18 protein-coding genes are annotated in these 17,567 nt (G+C 37.2%); 7 read left to right on the top strand and 11 right to left on the bottom strand.

All coding sequences use genetic code 11. The annotated features are described in order from the left end of the window. The first annotated feature begins 127 nt into the window (after positions 1 to 127). Entirely contained in the window at positions 128 to 469 is a 342-nt protein-coding gene (locus IM793_RS05305; RefSeq protein WP_121283006.1) for a hypothetical protein, read from the top strand. Between the two features lies 1 nt (position 470). Here the strand turns inward: IM793_RS05305 and IM793_RS05300 are convergent, their stop codons facing one another. The 7 genes from IM793_RS05300 to IM793_RS05270 all read right to left on the bottom strand — a co-directional run bounded on the left by IM793_RS05300 (position 471) and on the right by IM793_RS05270 (position 7,581). Next, the gene (locus IM793_RS05300) at positions 471 to 1,073 is read right to left on the bottom strand and encodes a hypothetical protein (protein WP_193420066.1); all 603 of its coding nucleotides are present in this window, start codon (positions 1,071 to 1,073) and stop codon (positions 471 to 473) included. 313 nt (positions 1,074 to 1,386) lie between these two features. Further along, entirely contained in the window at positions 1,387 to 1,575 is a 189-nt protein-coding gene (locus tag IM793_RS05295) for a cold-shock protein (RefSeq protein ID WP_090503206.1), read from the bottom strand. A gap of 162 nt (positions 1,576 to 1,737) precedes the next feature. Then, positions 1,738 to 2,028, bottom strand: a complete 291-nt coding sequence (locus IM793_RS05290; protein ID WP_193420065.1) for a hypothetical protein — start codon at positions 2,026 to 2,028, stop codon at positions 1,738 to 1,740. A gap of 294 nt (positions 2,029 to 2,322) precedes the next feature. Next, positions 2,323 to 3,213, bottom strand: coding sequence for an SMP-30/gluconolactonase/LRE family protein (locus tag IM793_RS05285; protein WP_193420064.1), 891 nt, complete (start codon positions 3,211 to 3,213; stop codon positions 2,323 to 2,325). A 64-nt stretch (positions 3,214 to 3,277) separates the two neighbouring features. Further along, positions 3,278 to 5,038 carry an ABC transporter ATP-binding protein gene (locus tag IM793_RS05280; protein WP_193420063.1) on the bottom strand — a complete coding sequence of 587 codons (1,761 nt, stop codon included), beginning with the start codon at positions 5,036 to 5,038 and terminating at the stop codon, positions 3,278 to 3,280. Continuing rightward, positions 5,022 to 6,758 carry an ABC transporter ATP-binding protein gene (locus IM793_RS05275; RefSeq protein WP_193420062.1) on the bottom strand — a complete coding sequence of 579 codons (1,737 nt, stop codon included), beginning with the start codon at positions 6,756 to 6,758 and terminating at the stop codon, positions 5,022 to 5,024. Before IM793_RS05275 ends, IM793_RS05280 begins: the two co-directional genes overlap by 17 nt. A 220-nt stretch (positions 6,759 to 6,978) precedes the next feature. Beyond that, positions 6,979 to 7,581, bottom strand: a complete 603-nt coding sequence (locus IM793_RS05270) for an LURP-one-related/scramblase family protein (RefSeq protein ID WP_193420061.1) — start codon at positions 7,579 to 7,581, stop codon at positions 6,979 to 6,981. 406 nt (positions 7,582 to 7,987) lie between these two features. On the opposite strand from IM793_RS05270, the gene IM793_RS05265 reads away from it, so the two are divergent. Beyond that, the gene (locus IM793_RS05265) at positions 7,988 to 8,833 is read left to right on the top strand and encodes a S1 RNA-binding domain-containing protein (protein ID WP_193420060.1); all 846 of its coding nucleotides are present in this window, start codon (positions 7,988 to 7,990) and stop codon (positions 8,831 to 8,833) included. A 268-nt stretch (positions 8,834 to 9,101) separates the two neighbouring features. Here the strand turns inward: IM793_RS05265 and IM793_RS05260 are convergent, their stop codons facing one another. From IM793_RS05260 to IM793_RS05250, 3 genes are all read right to left on the bottom strand, one after another. Next, a complete protein-coding gene (locus tag IM793_RS05260) occupies positions 9,102 to 9,776 on the bottom strand; it encodes an MCP four helix bundle domain-containing protein (protein ID WP_227256139.1) in 675 nt (224 codons plus the stop codon). A gap of 183 nt (positions 9,777 to 9,959) precedes the next feature. Next, positions 9,960 to 11,393 (bottom strand): ATP-dependent RecD-like DNA helicase, encoded by a 1,434-nt coding sequence (locus tag IM793_RS05255; protein ID WP_193420059.1) that lies wholly within the window; start codon positions 11,391 to 11,393, stop codon positions 9,960 to 9,962. A gap of 205 nt (positions 11,394 to 11,598) precedes the next feature. After that, on the bottom strand, positions 11,599 to 12,738 hold the full coding sequence (locus IM793_RS05250; RefSeq protein ID WP_193420058.1) for a putative sensor domain DACNV-containing protein: 1,140 nt from the start codon (positions 12,736 to 12,738) through the stop codon (positions 11,599 to 11,601). A gap of 644 nt (positions 12,739 to 13,382) precedes the next feature. On the opposite strand from IM793_RS05250, the gene IM793_RS05245 reads away from it, so the two are divergent. From IM793_RS05245 to IM793_RS05225, 5 genes are all read left to right on the top strand, one after another. Next, positions 13,383 to 14,189 carry a DUF3822 family protein gene (locus IM793_RS05245; RefSeq protein WP_193420057.1) on the top strand — a complete coding sequence of 269 codons (807 nt, stop codon included), beginning with the start codon at positions 13,383 to 13,385 and terminating at the stop codon, positions 14,187 to 14,189. Then, a complete protein-coding gene (gene rsmD / locus IM793_RS05240) occupies positions 14,180 to 14,716 on the top strand; it encodes a 16S rRNA (guanine(966)-N(2))-methyltransferase RsmD (RefSeq protein ID WP_193420056.1) in 537 nt (178 codons plus the stop codon). The genes IM793_RS05245 and rsmD overlap by 10 nt, the downstream gene beginning before the upstream one ends. Before the next feature lie 110 nt (positions 14,717 to 14,826). Next, complete coding sequence (gene coaD, locus IM793_RS05235; RefSeq protein ID WP_193420055.1) at positions 14,827 to 15,288, top strand: pantetheine-phosphate adenylyltransferase; 462 nt, start codon at positions 14,827 to 14,829, stop codon at positions 15,286 to 15,288. A 317-nt stretch (positions 15,289 to 15,605) separates the two neighbouring features. Continuing rightward, entirely contained in the window at positions 15,606 to 16,109 is a 504-nt protein-coding gene (locus tag IM793_RS05230) for an RNA polymerase sigma factor (protein WP_193420054.1), read from the top strand. After that, positions 16,099 to 16,704 carry a hypothetical protein gene (locus IM793_RS05225; protein ID WP_193420053.1) on the top strand — a complete coding sequence of 202 codons (606 nt, stop codon included), beginning with the start codon at positions 16,099 to 16,101 and terminating at the stop codon, positions 16,702 to 16,704. The genes IM793_RS05230 and IM793_RS05225 overlap by 11 nt, the downstream gene beginning before the upstream one ends. A gap of 191 nt (positions 16,705 to 16,895) precedes the next feature. On the opposite strand, the gene IM793_RS05220 is transcribed toward IM793_RS05225, so the two are convergent. Next, complete coding sequence (locus IM793_RS05220; RefSeq protein WP_193420052.1) at positions 16,896 to 17,507, bottom strand: NUDIX domain-containing protein; 612 nt, start codon at positions 17,505 to 17,507, stop codon at positions 16,896 to 16,898. Between the last annotated feature and the right edge of the window lie 60 nt (positions 17,508 to 17,567).

Below are 17,567 nucleotides of genomic sequence, written 5' to 3'. Positions count from 1 at the left end.
CAAAGGTCAAGATCATAGATCCTGACCAACGATCGGTCACAGAACCTGACCAGCACAAATTCAATAATATTAAATCTAAACAGCAAAATCTTTTTTGCGATAAAAAATTAAGTTCTATTTTTGCCGCATGTCGTCTAAATACAAGATTTTATACTTTTTCCAAAATTCTGATACTGCTATCGTGGAAATTCAGCGTCTTGGCCTGCCTGATGGTGCAGATGCAGAGGCGATTTACCACTGGCTATACTTTGATAAAATTACAGGATCGTTAATTAAATTATGGTTCAGATCGATGGATTCTTCTACCGAAATTGAAGAACGTTATTTTGAACAGGGTTATCTTAAATTTAATAAAACAGAGGCTACCTATATTGAAAAGCACAATTCTTCTCAACAAAAACTCAATAACATGGGCAATAGAGCTCTTGGAGAAGACATAGGTGCTTTATTAGAAAATTATCTGAAATAATTTAAAACTTCTCCGGCAGTTCCGATGCTAAACCAGCTTTACTTAAAGGATAACGTGAGGCTCTAAAATTCTGAAGCGACTGATAAAAACCTGGATACCATTTTTCTTTTTGCATATTTTCTAATAATTGTGCACAGGCAAGTACATCGGCATCAGACTGGTGGAGCGCATGAGCAATAAAACTAACCACATCCCAAATGCCTTCCATCATAAAAAACCGAAAGGCAGATAGGATTGCAGACCATTGCACTTTCTTAGCCTGTAGCAAAAAAAACCGCGATACAGGGCTGCACAAACGTTTAAAAGCCATATAATCCTCTTCTGCACCCTCCACATTTAAAAGGCCATCACTATAAGGGAGGTTTATAATTTCTTCCGCAATTTTATCACGGCCATGGAAATAAATACTTCCTGCACAGATAGAAGATATCGATATCAGTGCTAAATGATCATAAATTTCGGGATGCATTCTCAGTTTGCCATTACGTACAAATACCAACCCGCCTTTTTTGGCATTACGCGACTGAGTGTTTATAGCCGATAAACTTAAAAGCTCAAATTCGTCAGCAAAGTTAAGTGCCGTTACAAATTGTGCTGCGGCCATAAATGTGCCCCGGTCTAGAGTTTTGTTGCTGCTAACAGGTTCCTGAATTGAAAAAATAGAGAGTTGCAAAAAATTTAATTTGTTTGGTTCGGGCCGGATAGATCGACCATAGCAAAAATAAAAATCCAATCCACAAAACAACTATGTAAAGTGTGGTTAAAATATTTTAAAAAGGTAATTGGCTAGAAATGAGAAAGAAATTTTTTAGACATTTTGTTCAATAAATAAATCACTGAATTAAATAGTTGGATACCGAATTTTGAACCAAAAAAAAAGCAGGACTAAATCCTGCTCAAAATCTTTTGGGGAAGAATTAAACAACTCTTACTTTCACTGCATTAAGGCCTTTTTTGCCTTCTTGAACTTCATATTCAACTGTATCATTTTCTCTGATTTCGTCAATCAGGCCTGATGCATGCACAAAAATCTCAGATCCGTTTTCTTCTTTGATAAAACCAAAGCCTTTTTCTGAGTTAAAAAATTTTACTGTTCCGTTTTTCATTATACTGGATGTTTTAAATTAAAAACCAAAAATAGGATTAAAACCCAAAAACCAAAATTACTGACCAACAAAATTGTTAATTATGCAAAAAAAGATTAAAATGGCAAAGATTATGTTTGCCATTTTACAGTTTAAGGTATTAACAAAACATGTTTTAACGCATTAAAAAGTTTTTCTCTGTGTAATGGAAGAGTACCAATTTATCGGATGCGACCTTAAATTCATGCCATCACTTTCAATATGATACAAGATAATAGGCATGCTGAAATCTACAAAACGTTCTATCTTTCTGGAAAGTTTGCCAAGAAAATCCATGCTCGATATACCCTCCTTTAAATGGACATAAATTACACTGCCTGTTTTAAACTCAAAGCGTTCTACCACTCCTGGCCACTCTGTTTTTATCCTGGTGAGGAAAGCTTTGATTTTGGTTTCTTCTTTTAGATTTTCCATAAGCTTATCAGGTTTTTTTAATATATGCTAATTTAAAAAATTATTTCATGTTAGATTGATTGTAACAGGACCTATACAATTTAGAAATGAAAATGATATAGATAAAAAAGTAGAAAAGCCCTTCAATCCTGAGAGGGCTTTTTCATAGTCGTCTATCCCTATAAGTAGGAATTTCAAAACTAATTAATGCGATTTATATTTTTAGGGGTTGAATAAACTGAACAGATTTTTTTTTCAGTTCAGTTCATCGTTATTATTTGGGCTTTATACAAGTTAAACGGCCTTAATAAAATATTACTCCACTCCTCTTACACTAGTCGGAATAACATACAATGATTTTGAGGCCGTAATAAATAGCAGGTTTTTATCTTTTCCACCGAAACATATATTACCACACCACTCTTCAGGTACATTAATATGAGCAATTTTTTCGCCTGTAGGTTTGTAAATATCCACTCCTTTTCCAGTTAAATAGATATTTCCTTTGTTATCTAAAGTCATCCCGTCAGAATGCTGGTTAACGATCAGCTGTCTGTCAGATAATTTGGCATCTGCGCCAATGGCATAACGGTAGGTCTTATTGTTCCCCATATCAGCAATGTACAGAAATTTACCATCTGGCGTACCCACAATACCGTTTGGCTTAATTACATCATCAGCGACAATGATTGCTTCTTTTTTTCCTTTCGGCAGATAATAGACCTTTTGACCCTGAATTTCGGGCGATTTCCTTGTCCAGTAATCACGTTGGTAATAAGGGTCGGTAAAATATATCCCGCCTTTAGCATCTAACCAGATATCGTTTGGACCATTTACTTTTTTGCCTTCATAATCACTGAAGAGCACTTTTATTTTCTTGTTTTTATCAATAGACCAGATCTGGTTATTTTCGTCAGCACATACAATTAAGTTCCCTTTCTTATCAAAATAAGTTCCATTTGCCCTCCCTGATTTATCCATATATAGGCTCAGTTTGCCTTCAATATCATATTTCCAGATTTTATCATTGGGCTGATCAGTAAAAAAAACGTTTCCTTGTTTATCAACCGAAGCACCCTCGGTAAACTTAAACTGTGCAGAAATCAATTTTAAACTGTCCTGCACAAAAATGTTTTGTTCTGCACTTTGTGCAAAAGAAGCTAAGCTTAGGGCCGAAAAGACCAGTGAGAAGAAATATTTTTTCATTTGTATTTTTTTTTAAAAAACCTATCAGGTTTCAAAAACCTGATAGGTTTATACAGTAAAGATATTAACTTACCCTTTTCCCTTTAAGTAACATATTCAACGCATCGTTCAGCGTTCCCGCTTTTTGCACTTCACCTTCATTTACAAAATAAATTTCATCAGCATTTTCGATGGTATTTAAACGGTGGGCTATAATTACCAATGTTGTTCCTTTCGAAAGTTTATTTAAAATACTGCCCAAAAGTTGTTCGGTTATCGTATCGATATTTGCTGTAGCTTCATCAAGAATCAATAATTCAGGATTTCTTAGCACCGCACGCATAAAAGCAATCAGCTGTTTCTGGCCCAAACTGATACTGTCTGATCCTGAAGTAATCTGCGTATTTAGCCCTTCATCAAATATGGCTAAAAGTGCATTCAGGTTTGCTTCTTCAATTATTTTCTCCAGCTTTTCATCACTAACCCCTTTATATTGACTATTACCATATAAAATATTCTCTTTTACGGTTCCGGTAAATAAAAATGGCTCTTGCAATATAAAACCAATTTTTTGTGTTCGTTCTTCTGCAGAAAATGACCTGATATCCTTACCATTTAATAAAATCGTACCTTTTGTAGCATCGTATAATCGTGAAATTAATGAAGCAGTTGTGGTTTTTCCACCTCCTGTTGGTCCAATTAAAGCATAAGTTTTACCCTTTTCGAATCTTAAATTGATATTATGCAGGATTTCTTTGCTATCATCATAAGAAAAATGAACATTTTTAAACTCAAGCAAAGCATCAGAAGTAATATTTTCGTCGGTTTTAACCTGTTGTAAGTCGCTCTCTAACGAAAGGATTTGCGATATCCTGTCCCAACCAGCCATAGCGACCTGGAAACTAGTCCAAAGAGCCGCCAACTGCCTCAGCGGATTATAAAAATTGGTCGTATAAGCAATATAACTCACCAATAAACCAAAGGTGAAATTGCCCGTAGAAATTAAATAAATACCAAATAGTAAGGTAATTAATTGCGCAATACTGGATAATAGCCCGTAAACAGGGACAAAAATATTGTTGGCTAAACCCGCCCCGATCGCTGTTTTATAGTTTTCGGTATTAACTTCGTTAAAACGTTTCCTAAAATAATCCCTGCGGTTAAAGGCGATAATGACTTTAAAGTTGTTCAGGCTTTCCTGTATTTCAGCGCTCATTCCGCCAACACTTTTTAAATTTTTAGCATTTTTTCTCTTCACCAAAGGCGATAAAACGGCTGTAAAAAGAACAATGATAACCGCTGGTGAAAGTGTTGCCGCGCCAAGCTCCGGGTTAATCGAAAGCAGGAAAATACCGGCACCGATCATAGTTACGATACTACTGATAAACTGCATTAGCGATTGCGAGAAAAACTGGTTCAGCTTATCTGTATCATTATTTACCCTTGAAATCAGATCACCCGCTTTGTTCTCGTTAAAAAACGAAACGGGTAATTCCTGTAATTTATTAAAAATGGAATTGCGTAAAGTGTATAACATCCGCTGGCCTATTCCGCCCATTAACCTGGTTTGGGTGTAACCGGTAACCATGGCCATCATGTACATCACCAACAAGATGCCGCCAAAAATAAGCACACCATGAAATTGTTTGGTGCGAATATAGGTATCAACTGTATGTCCAACCAATAACGGTCCTAAAAGCAATAAGCCTGAATTTACTAAAATGGCAATCAGCGCCAACCACAGGTTTTTACGTTCGGCTGAAATGAGTTTAAGCAGGCTTTTCAGCGCTTTATAAGTCGATTGCTTTTCCTGCCTGGCACTAAGCTGGTTAAGATTGTAGTTCATAATTACTGGTGCTCTGTTGTGAATTGTAAATCTGAACATACTCAGGACTGCTTTTCAACAATTCCTGATGGGTTCCTTCTGCAATGATTTCGCCCTGCATCAGCAAGATCACTTTGTCGTAATGTTCAACAGAAGCTATTTTTTGGGTAATAGAAAGTAAAGTTAAACCCGGATAATTCTGCTGGATATTCGCTAAAATCCTTTTCTCGGTATTGGTATCAACACGGGCAGTAAAATCATCCAGTAATAAAATCTTCGGATTTACAGCCAGGGCTCTTGCTAACATAATCCGCTGTTTTTGTCCACCCGAAAGACTGTTCCCCCGTTCTGAAACAATCGTATTTAATTGGTCAGGCAAAGCATCAACAAAATCCTTAAGTTCGGCAGTAGCAATGGCTTTCGCCAACGATTCGTCTGTAACAGTATCGCTAAAGGCAATATTTTCCCGAATGCTCATGTTAAACATGATGCTATCCTGAAATACAAAACCAACCTGTTGATGAAAATTCTCTTGCTTGTACTGTTTAATCTCTTCTCCATCAAACAATACCACTCCCGAATCAGCATCAATCAAACCTGTTAAAATATAAAGCAATTGCGTTTTTCCTGCAGCTGTAGGCCCAATAATGGCCGTTTTAGAACCCGCTTTGGCAGAAAATGAAACTGATTTTAAAATTGGTTTCTGGCCAAAATTCATGTTAATGTTCTTCACTTCCACATCGCCCTTTAACTGTGAAGTTAATGTACCGGGATGATTGATCTCCGCCGCATTGAGCACACTTTCTATTCTTTGATAAGATGCAGTAGCCTGTGCAATAACATTGCTCATAAAACCGATTACCAAAATGGGAAATATAATGAGTGTGAGGTAACTGCTAAAAGCGGTAAACTCTCCCAGAGTCATAGAATTGGTAATTACAAAATGCCCCCCCAGCACTAAAATGCACAAACCAGATAAATTGGCTATAAAAACGATAACCGGGATCAGGGCCGCAAACATTCGCAGGATGGATATCCCTAAATCTCTCGCTTTGGCATTTGCATCTAAAAATTTATGGTATTCTAAAGTTTGAGAATTTATTACCCGTATCAGAGCCGAACCTAAAATACTTTCGCTGATTACTTTGTTTAACCAATCGATCACTTCTCTGCTCTTTTTGAAAAGTACTTTTACCTTACTTAACACATAAAAAAACGCGCCGCCAATAATTGGCACAATCGCAATTACGCAAAGTGCCAGTTTCCAGTTAATCATTAAGAGCAGGATGCTTGCGCCAACAATTAAAAATATAGACGAACAGATAGAAACGATAGCCTGCGAAACAAACATTTTAATCGAATCGGCATCGGCAGTAAGGTTGGTTAGCAGTTTTGAGGGATTAGCCTGAATAATGTAGGCATGGCTTTGTCTCGAAATCTGATCAGATAGCCTGGTTCTTAAATCTCTTGCTACACGTTCAGAAGCATAGGTTTGCACAATACTCTGCAAATAAGTAAAAATAAAAACCAGAACAATGGCCAGCGAAAACTGAAGCAGTATGGATTGAAGATTGAAAGTTTTATTGGTGTACGAATCGATACCACTGGCAATAATCTTTGGTAAAAGTAAGTTGATACCGTTACTGAGCAGCGCAAATAGGATTAACATAAAAATTAAGCCCTTGTAGTTTCCAAGTAAACTGAAAATACTCGGCTTTTTGGCTTCTTTGGTTTTTTCCATATCAATGAAGATACCTTAAATTGTAGGTTCCAAATTTAGCCCAAAGAAATGATTAAATGAGAAAATAATTAATTGGAGAATGATTGAATTTTGAGTGAGTGAATGTTTGGTGATTTTTATTAAATCATTCTTCCTAACATTCAATCATCCACTCATTTTATCATTCAATCATTCTCTCATTTTATCATTCAACGGTTAACCGTTTAAACAATTATCCCATTTATTTACTCTCCTTCAAAACCATATCGATGGTAATGGCAGTGGCCACAATCGCAACTTTTTGATTACTTTCTGCATAACTGGGATCGATAGAAACATTGTATTTATCGGCTGTTGTAAAAACCTCTTTCAAAGCACCAGCCCATTTTTTGCTTATTTTGCCCATTTCGACACCTGCATTGTTAGTGATGGTAAAATTCCAGGCTTTCCAATCGCCAGATATTTTTGCAATCTCATCTCCCGAAGTTGGGCTTGAAATGGTAAAAGTTGGTTTAAATAATTTAAATTTTTGTTTAATAATCCCCACTTCAACACCAATCGGATCAGTAACGATAATTTTCGACATCCAGAATGTCCAGCCTCTGGTAATGGTAGCCTGTAACTGATCGTTTATATCAGTAATTTCTAATTTAAAAGGCATCATTCGTTTGTCAACCAATAAGGTTAGAACCTTGTGCCAGCCAGAAATACGCTGTTTAATAATCCCGATCTGAGTGCCCTGATCGTTATAAACTTTATACTCGTTCGCAAACTTTAAAAAGTTTACTTTCTCATCAATAAAATATTCGTCGCTCAAAAAAAATGGAGGAATCTGCTTGTTCATGTTGTAGATTTAATGTTAGATAATTTGCTAAAATATATATTTTTTTTCATTCCTATTTGAAGTAGCTGCACTCCATAGCGCATGGGTCACGAAGGATCGTCATTGCGAGAAGGCTTCTTCAGCCGACGAAGCAATCTTTATACCAAAGATCACTAGCATGATAGATTGCTTCGTCGTTCCTTCTCGCAATGACGACAATCCTTTTGGAATCTATCGATGGTAAGCCTGGCGAAGAACAAATATTAGGTTAGTTTTTTCATCACAAATGCATAGATATTAATATCTGTGTGCATCCTTTTTATCTATGGTTAAGATTACTCCAACAGATTTAAAATATCAATTTGCGCCTAAACATTGCTACCTTTGCAATAAAAGCCATTGAAGAAAATGGTTAAACCCAAAACAAATGATTGAAATAGGAAAATACAACGAGTTAAGGATTTTAAGCAAAACAGAAGCCGGATTAAACTTAACTGACGGCGATAAACTGGTCATCCTGCCTTACCAATACGTTCCGAATGGTGTAGAAATTGGCGATAACATTAATGTTTTTGTATTTGTACAGAAAGATGGCCGCTTAACCGGAACTACCCAGAAAGCTTATGCTGAAGTAGGCGATTTTGCCTTTTTAAAAGTGGTTTCCGATGGTGATGATGGCGTTTTTATGGACCTTGGTATTGATAAAGATGTATATGTTCCGGATCGCGAGCAAAAAAGGCCAATGCAAAAAGGCTATAAATATGTGGTTTACCTGTATTTAGACGAAAGCAACGACCGCTTGTTGGCTTCTTCAAAACTATATGATTTTGTTGAGGAAGACGGCTTCGATTTTGAAGAGGGCGATGAAGTAAGCTTATTGATTACCGAAGAAACCGATCTTGGTTTCAACGCCATTATCAATAATACTTATATCGGTTTGCTTTACAATAACGAGGTTTTCGACAACATTCAACCAGGCGAAATGCGCAAGGGCTGGATTAAGAAAATCCGTGTAGAAGGCAAGATTGATTTAACCTTGCAGCCAAGTGGTTATGGACATATCCTTGATTCCAAAGAGATGATGTTAAGAGAGCTAAAAAAGAGTGGTGGTGTAATTGAACTGGGCGATAAAAGTTCTCCTGAAGATATTTATCACCGTTTTCAGATCAGTAAAAGTGCTTTCAAAAAAACCATTGGCTCATTGTATAAAGAACGTTTAATCATACTTTCTGACGATTCGATCAGGTTACTAACAGACGAAGACGCTGAATAGTAATAAAATCAACCCTACATAAATCGTCATTTCGACCCGATAGCTATCGGATGAAGTAAAACGGAATAGAGAAATCTGCTCATACATCTCTCCACTATGGTCGAGATGACGAAACTTGTTTATAGCCACGGAAACACAGATTAACACTGGATAGATCTCCAATCAGTTACTTTACTCGCTTTGTCATCCTGAACGGAGTCGAAGGACCTACGCGTTCCAGTTGAGATAAAAAGAGTTGCTTTGTGTCTTCGTGCCTTTGTGGTAAAATTTAATTCAAATTGAACTTCTCACTCTGAATTTTCACTGCATTAGAGGCCGAAACAATGGCCACGATCATAATTCCGATTACTATCGCCAAAATAACCTGTAAAGTAGAGTAAACCTTGGTTCCTGAAACAAAAATTTCTGATCCTTTAATCAGCTCGTTCCCAACTTTAGATTGTATTTTAATGAGCGCGGAAAGTTTAGCTAAAGTCTGTTTTGCTGCATTCCTACCCATCGACTCATAAACTACCTTACCCTCTGTGCTAGCCATGTTCAAAATTTTAGCCTCCAATCCTTGCTGAACAGTTAATGCCTTTTTAAGGTCGTTTAGAAAACTTTTCTCCTGCTTTACCAATAAAGTAAGTTCGTATTTATTAATTACCGAATCTATTTTACGGTTGTGCTTATTCATTTTCACCATACCAGTCGCAGGATGAACAGCACCGTTGTCCAATAATATTTCTTGAAGGATCTCATTTTTATAATGCAGATTTTCCGCAATAAAATATAAGTCTGTTGCCGGTACAAGCCGGTCATTGTACATTGAAATAAAAGATTCATTAATCTTCTCTACACTTTTATCCTCTAAAAAACGGATCAGCAAAGTACAGCACATGATGCAGAAAAGCAAGAAGGCAATTTTTAACTTATTTTTAAGACTAAAGGCAAATTTCATCATATAATTGGTTAGTATGTTCGATCATAATGATTATCTCATTTTGCTTATGCACCACAAAGGCACGAAAACACAAAGAAATAACTTTATGGCTAACTTATTTAATTTGTAAAGCACGAGGACAAAAAAAATTGTGCCTTAATGTCTTCGTAGTTATCTATTAATAAATCTGTGTAATCATCTTCTCTAAAAGTAATCCTCTTGCGCCGTCTTCGCGAAAAGTTGAGGTGCAAAATTGACTAAATATAACTCTTTTTTTGCTCGCGTTACAGCAGTGTATAACCAGCGGAGAAAATCAAGATCAATCATTTCTTCAGTCAGGTAACCCTGGTCAGCAAAAACAGCATCCCACTGCCCACCCTGTGCTTTATGGCAGGTTACTGCATAAGCAAACTTAATTTGCAGGGCGTTATAAAAAGGATCCGCTTTGATGGCCAGCATCCGTTGCCGTTTATTGGCAATGTGCTCATAATCTTCATTAAGCCCGTCAAAAAGTTTCTTATTTTGTTCGTAAGGCAGATTTGCACTTTCTAAATTGAGTGTATCCAGCATTACTTTACAGCTAATCTGCCCGGCAGCAGGGAAATCCATAAACTCTAAAGTAGCATCGGCAAAACGGAACCCATAACGTTCTTCTTCTCCCCTCACACGAATTACTTTCGCCATATCTCCATTGGCAATAAAAGCAGTATCCTCGTTCTCAGGCAGCCAGAAATAATTATTCCGCACCACCATAATCTGATCTCCGCCCGTTAACTCTTCCTCGCGGTACAGCAACCTTGCTCTAATCTGCTGGTTATACACATTGGCCGATTTATTGGAACGGCAAACCACCAGGGTATTTTCCATACCGAATTTTCGGTAAGCATACTCCAGTCCTTCTACCAAACGTGCCCCGGCCATGTTGTAAATATCGGTGTAGTTTTTAGTCAGGAATTTAGGCATCGGATTTTCAGGATTTTTGGCAATCTGATTCCGTAGCATCGTGGCATTGGCCAAAATACCCGATTTTTTTCCCTGCCTAACCACTTCTTTTAATTCAACCGACGAAATTGTTAAGGCAAATTTATCTTTAAGGTATTGTTCGTTCAACGCCGGACTATCTAAGCTCCCCACAGGAGGCAACTGTGCGGTATCGCCCACAAAAAGTAAAAAGCAGTTTTTGGTATTGTACACAAACTCCAGCAAATCTCTCAATATGGAAGAACCTGTTTCATTAAATTCATCGGCAATCATCGAGGCCTCATCAATGATAAAAAGCGTATTCTCGGAGAGATTAGGTGCCAGCTGAAATTGCATTTCTGGCGATGCGGCAGAACGCTTCCGGTAAATCCGTTTATGTATGGTTAAAGCTTTCCGGTACGAATACTGGCTCATAACTTTCGCTGCCCTTCCTGTTGGTGCCAGCAACTCACTGCGCAGGTTAAATTGTTTCAAAACCTTTACCAAAGCTGCTACGGAAGTAGTTTTACCCGTACCGGCATAACCTTTTAGCACAAAACAGCGGTACTCATCCTCCTGTTGCAAAAACACCGACATCCGCTCGCAAAAAAGCAATTGTTCTTTGGTAGGTGTATGTTCATATGCTGAGGCAATGAGCTGGCTTTTATCGGTTAACATGTATTGTTAAATGGTTTTATTGATAAATTGTTTTTGAAAAGCAGTTGCTATGCTAATTTGTTCCGGCAGTCCGTCTTTCCGCTATATCCCCGATGAAAAAATCGGGGGATGCCGCTGCAATACGGTTTAGGTGGCAAAGGTAATGCTCTTTTCTAAGTGCTCCTTACCCCAACAATAAAACAATGTAACAATTAAGCAATTTAAATTATAGAAGTAGTGTTTCAATGCGATGTGCCATTACCATATTTTGCTTTTTACTGTAGCTGAAAATGGTAAAATGGCCATCCTGAGAAGCTACCAAACCAATAGATTGAGGCTGATCGTTCACAAACTGGGCAACAGAAAAATGGCGGGTACCACCAAGTTGTCCGGGATAAAGAATTTTGTCTTCTCCACCAACAATCGGCTCTGAAAAAGCAATCTGCTCTACCGTAGGTTTCCCCTTTGCGCGACCGATTTTGGCACCAAATGCAATCAGATCAAATTCTTCGTTGATGATCGTTGCACCATCAACCGCGGTTAAACCCGCCAAATGCTCAACCTCACGGCGAACAGCGCCCTGCGAGAAAATTTCACTCTGATTTCCGTTCTGTTTTGCCAGGTTAGACAGGCCACAGAATGGAGGTTCTACCAAATACTGTATCGGGTGGATAATGGATTCCTCCCATTTTGTATCTCCTTTAGGTATAATCAATAATGCCCCACCCCTGCCATGTGCACGCATGGAAACCGAAAACTGGATCAAAATATTAATCGGATCATTCCAGCTGGCCAGAACAGTCAGATCTAATAAAGCCTGCAAAATAGGTGGACAATCTCTATTTGTACAGCTTCTATCGTCAACAATACGGATCTGCTCCCCTTTTAGCACAGCAACGTTGGTAAACTTGCCAATGCCATAAATACGACGGTGTTTAATCACGATTAATCCGGGTTCGGAAACATCAACTACAAAGCAAAAGTTCGGAATATTAAGGGTTGTACCCCAGATATAAAGTTCTCCATCCTCTTCCCATACTCCTAAGTGGATCCCGGAACGTTCAATCCCAGGTGCTATTTTGGTTAAGGTATTTGCATTTAACGCTAGTTTTTTCGCAAACCGTAATGGTTTCGAGGTTTGCTCCGGTGGTAAAAAAGCAATCGAAATCCGCGGTGAATGCCCCTCCTCCTTACGCAGACTACTCCAAAAAGCAACATCAATTATCGCTTCAATTATTTTTTGATCTGGTTGAGTAGCCAAATCTATCTCACCCTGTGCAATTGCATTTTTATGCAGTTTAACAAAATGTTGTTCTATCGTTGCTGCAATCGTGTTTGCCGCTTTATAGGTAGGCTTATAACTCATGTTCCGAATTTAAGCCGAATATTTTGATTTTTGAATAGTTGAAAGGTTTGATTTTGGTAAAAAAACCACAGACATTTTCACCACATATCTTCACAGATAAACACAGATATTTTTGATGTTCTTTTAACCACAAAGGCACAAAGCACATAAAGTTAATTGTATATTTTTTGGAGAATATGAATTCACTAAAGTGAACTAAGGTGTCTCAGGTGGTAAAAAGGTTCATTGGGCAATTAGAAAGCAAATGGCTAGGAACTGTTTCCGTGAACTCCGTGTTTCCGTGGCAAAAAACTAAAGCGTTAAGGGGCAAAATCAAAAATTTAACCTCATCTTACCGTTAATCCTTAAAAACCACAGACATTTTCACCACAGATTTTCACAGATATTTTTGATGTTCTTTTAACCACAAAGGCACAAAGCACATAAAGTTAATTGTATATTTTTTGGAGAATATGAATTCACTAAAGTGAACTAAGGTGTCTCAGGTGGTAAAAAGGTTCATTGGGCAATTAGAAAGCAAATGGCTAGGAACTGTTTCCGTGAACTCCGTGTTTCCGTGGCAAAAAACTAAAGCGTTAAGGGGCAAAATCAAAAATTTAACCTCATCTTACCGTTAATCCTTAAAAAACTCTATTTTTGTTTCAATGAGTAACAATAGTCTCTTATTGGTCGACCCAAACTTTAACACAAATGCATCTGCAAACTGCCATTTATTGTTAAAAATAACGAATGACAGCTTTTCTTATGCCGTAGTAAATAAGGATACTGAGGAGATTAACCTCATTTTTGATAAACAGGGCTGTGAAGATGTTGAGAAAGACCTCAAATTGGCTTTTGAAACAGATCACTACCTTTCTTTAAATTACAAAACGGTTAAAGCAGCAATACATACCTCCAATTTCATTTTTATTCCTGATGAGTGGTTTGATGATGAAAATTTAGCTGTTTATGCCCAATACCTCGGTTCGGATACTAAAGTTTATACCAAACACAACAAAGAACTTGGTTTTAACACCGTTTTTTGTTTAAATGATGAAGTAAAAGCAAATTTACCACAAGAAACCGATTTATTTCCACAATCAGAACCGCTGGTAGCTTTATTTAGCCATTTAGCAGACGAATCTTTACTGATCGATTTTACTGCAGTATCATTCAACGTATTGTATACCAAAGATAAAAAGGTTGTTTTTCAGAACCATTACGAATCAGAAAATGGGGAAGAGTTTAATTACTTCCTTTTGTTAATGATTGAACAACTGGGTTTAACTGATACCATCCCTGTTTATTTACAAGGCATTATAAACGAAGATGATGAGCATTATAATTGCTTATTAAAATACTTTAACCAACTTTATTTCTTCTTCCCTGCTGGAAAACAAAATAGCGAATTACTGGCCGATATGCCTAAACACTATTTCAGCGGTCTCCTTGCTTTAGATTTATGCGAATAATTGGTGGCAAATTAAAGGGCATCCGTTTGCAGCCCCCTGCAAATTTACCGGTACGCCCAACAACGGATATGGCCAAAGAAGCCCTCTTTAATATCCTGAATAACAAATATGATTTCGAAACCTGCACCGTATTAGATTTATTTTGTGGTACCGGAAATTTAACTTTCGAATTTGCCTCACGCGGTGCAGAAAGTATTTTAGCGGTTGACATGGATTATGGTTGTGTAAACTGGGTGAAAAATACCGCTAAGCAACATCAGTTCGATCAGATCGATGTGCGTAAAGGCGATGTTTTCAAGTTATTAAAACAAATGACCGGCGCATACGATCTAATCTTTGCGGATCCGCCCTACAATATGCCTAACATTCCGCAGATACCGGTGATGGTTAAAGAACAACAACTACTTAAACCCGATGGCTTGTTAATTGTAGAACACCAAAGTAACATGAAACTAAACAGTCAGCCGGGTTATACCGAAACAAGGAAATATGGAAATTCTTCTTTTAGTTTTTTCGAATTTAGTTAAATTGTTCATTGGTGATTGACTCGTCTGTTCATTAGATTGATCCACGCTATACGCCAAACGCTCGGCCACAAACTATTCCTGTTTTAACTAGAATAATCTATATTTGAATCATGAAGATAGCGCTATTTCCAGGCTCATTTGATCCGATCACTATTGCGCACGTAAACATATTACAACGTGCTACCCCACTTTTCGATAAAATTGTAGTGGGTATCGGGCTAAACAGTTCTAAACAGAATTTCTTAAGTGCCGAGCAGCGCCTTCAGATTTTACAGACTGTTTTTAAAGGCTATCAAAACATCGAAATCCAAACTTACGAAGGCTTAACCGTAGATTTCTGCCGAAAAATAAACGCCAAATACATGGTCCGGGGCATCCGTTCAGCTGCTGATTTTGAATATGAACGGGCTATTGCACAGATCAATCAGACCATGATGCCTGAAGTAGAAACCATCCTGCTTTTAAGCAAACCAGAATACTCAGCCATCAGTTCAACCATTGTCCGCGATATTTTGAGAAACCACGGCGATGTGAGCCCATTTGTACCCAAAGAAGCACTTGACTTTCTATAGCTTTTGTTAAATCACTGATACGCACAGATAAACACAGATTTAAATCCAGGTTTATCTTAGATACATTATTCCCTCTTTCAGAGGGGGTATCCGCAGGACGGGGTGTTTTAACAACTGGTCTTAGCAGCAACTAGTCTTAGTGTCTCGCTAGAATACGATTTTTTATACGTAAAGCTATTTGTATTAAGATTCCCGCATGCTAGAGAAAGACGACCAATCTAATGGAATCTTATCTGTATCCCCTTTATCTGTAGTTAAATATTATTTTTAACTTAACCTGTAACGTTTTCAAAAATCGGTTACCTATTGGGTATACAATGAAAGAAACAGAAAACATATTTCTCAACCTGATCAATCAGCATAAAGGGATTATACATAAGATTTCCAAAATGTATATGAAAGATGCCGAAGAACAACGTGATCTGTTTCAGGAAATTGTACTGCAACTATGGAAAGCCTATCCTACTTTTAAAGGAAACAGCAAGTTTACCACATGGATGTACCGGGTGTGCCTCAATACAGCCTTAATCTATTTTAAAAAAGACAATAGAAAAGTCGATAAAGCACCATTGGATGAGAACATCGATATAATAGATGTAAACGAAAATGAAGGAAAAGAAGAAAAGCTGGTCTATTTATACGCTGCCGTTCAAGAATTAAACGCAATTGAAAAAGCATTGATCTTCCTTTTTCTCGAAAACCAATCCCATCGCGATATCGCCGAAAACCTGGGAATCAGCGAGGTAAATGCACGGGTTAAACTCAACAGAACCAAAGAAAAATTACAATTCATCATAAAGAAAAACGGTTATGAATTTTGACGATTTAAAAAACGAATGGAATGCTGAAAATCCTGAGGGAAGCAACATTTCTACCGATATGCTTAAAATAAAACAGGCGCACACCCCTATCGATAAAATCAGGGCAAAAATGAAACATGAATTTTTCTATCAACTGTTTTTTTTGGGGTTTATGGCCTTAATACCTTATTTTTTTGGTTTTTCAACTACTGTTAATCGGGTATACCTAATCACTTATGCCATTACCTGTGGTTTTACGGCTTACTATTTCTTTAAATTTTATGTATTCTATAAAAACTCTTACGATATGAGTATAGACACCCGCAAAAACATCCTCTGGTTTTATTACGAAATGAAACTGAACATTGAGCTGTACAAAGCTTTAACTTACATTGTTGCCTTTATTTCAGTAGGGTTTCTTGCTGCCTACTTATTTATAGAAAAAGCTTGGTTTTTTACAAGCATTTTAGGCAAGCTGTCGCCAGTATATATCCTGCTTAACTGTTTCATTACCATCCTGATTATCGGTGCCATTACCGAACTATGGGCATGGTTTTATTACGGAAAATACCTAAAACAGGTTAAAAAAGTAGTTGATGAACTGGATAACGAATAATTTGTGCAATTAGATATGTGTTAACCCTTCTTATCTGTGGTTAAAATTTAGATGGCCTTGGTGCTGTCAGGTGTTACCATCTGACAGCCAGCTATATTAATCCGCCGATTTTTTATTTTAATCTGTGTCAGATAGTAATATCTGACACCGCGGCAAAAAAAACGATCTGCGGTTAAAATTTCTGATCCACACTACAATATTCCTCCGAACCTCAACACATCCATAATAGATGGAAATGTATTTTTAACTACTGGAGAAATATGGTTTTTATCCAGCCAAACTGCTTCATCAATGCCTTCTTCTTTTTGAGGGACCAATTTTGGTTCGCCTTTAACTTTCATTTTGTACCAGTTGGTTTTCTTGATCACCATTTTATTGCCGATCGGATAAACATGATAGGTTTTACAAAGCTTTTCCTCGCGTTTAAAAATCCTGATTCCACATTCCTCTTCTACCTCACGAACAGCCGCTTCCTTCATTTTTTCGCCTTCTTCAAGCTTTCCTTTTGGAAGATCCCATTTTTTATTTCTAAAAATAAACAAAAAATTACCGTTTGCACTCTCTACCAAACCACCGGCAGCCTTTATAATCGTACAATCTTTCTTTAACTTTTTAAAGGTTTCCTGAGGATTTTTCGTTAAAAAAATATAACTCTTTCTGGAACCATTTTTTAGTTTTTTGTAGAATGTTTCGAGATTAAAATCCTGAAATTCCAGTTGTTGAATTTTTTCTTTTTGCTCAGGCAAAAAATCTGAGATAAACAAAGTGTTATCGTTGATGTAAATTCTATAATTTCTTGGCATATATTTTTAACACACTTTAAAATAGCGAAGTTCCTTTTTTAAGATTTCTTTTTGCGAAAC

The organism is Pedobacter sp. MR2016-19, from assembly GCF_014947265.1.
Lineage (GTDB): Bacteria > Bacteroidota > Bacteroidia > Sphingobacteriales > Sphingobacteriaceae > Pedobacter.
This window is presented reverse-complemented; position numbering and strand designations above follow the sequence as displayed.

Bases quoted from the DNA above. Each gene is read 5' to 3' on its own strand.
- IM793_RS05305 (WP_121283006.1), top strand. From the start codon at position 128: ATGTCGTCTAAATACAAGATTTTATACTTTTTCCAAAATTCTGATACT.
- IM793_RS05300 (WP_193420066.1), bottom strand. From the start codon at position 1,073: ATGGCCGCAGCACAATTTGTAACGGCACTTAACTTTGCTGACGAATTT.
- IM793_RS05295 (WP_090503206.1), bottom strand. From the start codon at position 1,575: ATGAAAAACGGAACAGTAAAATTTTTTAACTCAGAAAAAGGCTTTGGT.
- IM793_RS05290 (WP_193420065.1), bottom strand. From the start codon at position 2,028: ATGGAAAATCTAAAAGAAGAAACCAAAATCAAAGCTTTCCTCACCAGG.
- IM793_RS05285 (WP_193420064.1), bottom strand. From the start codon at position 3,213: ATGAAAAAATATTTCTTCTCACTGGTCTTTTCGGCCCTAAGCTTAGCT.
- IM793_RS05280 (WP_193420063.1), bottom strand. From the start codon at position 5,038: ATGAACTACAATCTTAACCAGCTTAGTGCCAGGCAGGAAAAGCAATCG.
- IM793_RS05275 (WP_193420062.1), bottom strand. From the start codon at position 6,758: ATGGAAAAAACCAAAGAAGCCAAAAAGCCGAGTATTTTCAGTTTACTT.
- IM793_RS05270 (WP_193420061.1), bottom strand. From the start codon at position 7,581: ATGAACAAGCAGATTCCTCCATTTTTTTTGAGCGACGAATATTTTATT.
- IM793_RS05265 (WP_193420060.1), top strand. From the start codon at position 7,988: ATGATTGAAATAGGAAAATACAACGAGTTAAGGATTTTAAGCAAAACA.
- IM793_RS05260 (WP_227256139.1), bottom strand. From the start codon at position 9,776: ATGATGAAATTTGCCTTTAGTCTTAAAAATAAGTTAAAAATTGCCTTC.
- IM793_RS05255 (WP_193420059.1), bottom strand. From the start codon at position 11,393: ATGTTAACCGATAAAAGCCAGCTCATTGCCTCAGCATATGAACATACA.
- IM793_RS05250 (WP_193420058.1), bottom strand. From the start codon at position 12,738: ATGAGTTATAAGCCTACCTATAAAGCGGCAAACACGATTGCAGCAACG.
- IM793_RS05245 (WP_193420057.1), top strand. From the start codon at position 13,383: ATGAGTAACAATAGTCTCTTATTGGTCGACCCAAACTTTAACACAAAT.
- rsmD (WP_193420056.1), top strand. From the start codon at position 14,180: ATGCGAATAATTGGTGGCAAATTAAAGGGCATCCGTTTGCAGCCCCCT.
- coaD (WP_193420055.1), top strand. From the start codon at position 14,827: ATGAAGATAGCGCTATTTCCAGGCTCATTTGATCCGATCACTATTGCG.
- IM793_RS05230 (WP_193420054.1), top strand. From the start codon at position 15,606: ATGAAAGAAACAGAAAACATATTTCTCAACCTGATCAATCAGCATAAA.
- IM793_RS05225 (WP_193420053.1), top strand. From the start codon at position 16,099: ATGAATTTTGACGATTTAAAAAACGAATGGAATGCTGAAAATCCTGAG.
- IM793_RS05220 (WP_193420052.1), bottom strand. From the start codon at position 17,507: ATGCCAAGAAATTATAGAATTTACATCAACGATAACACTTTGTTTATC.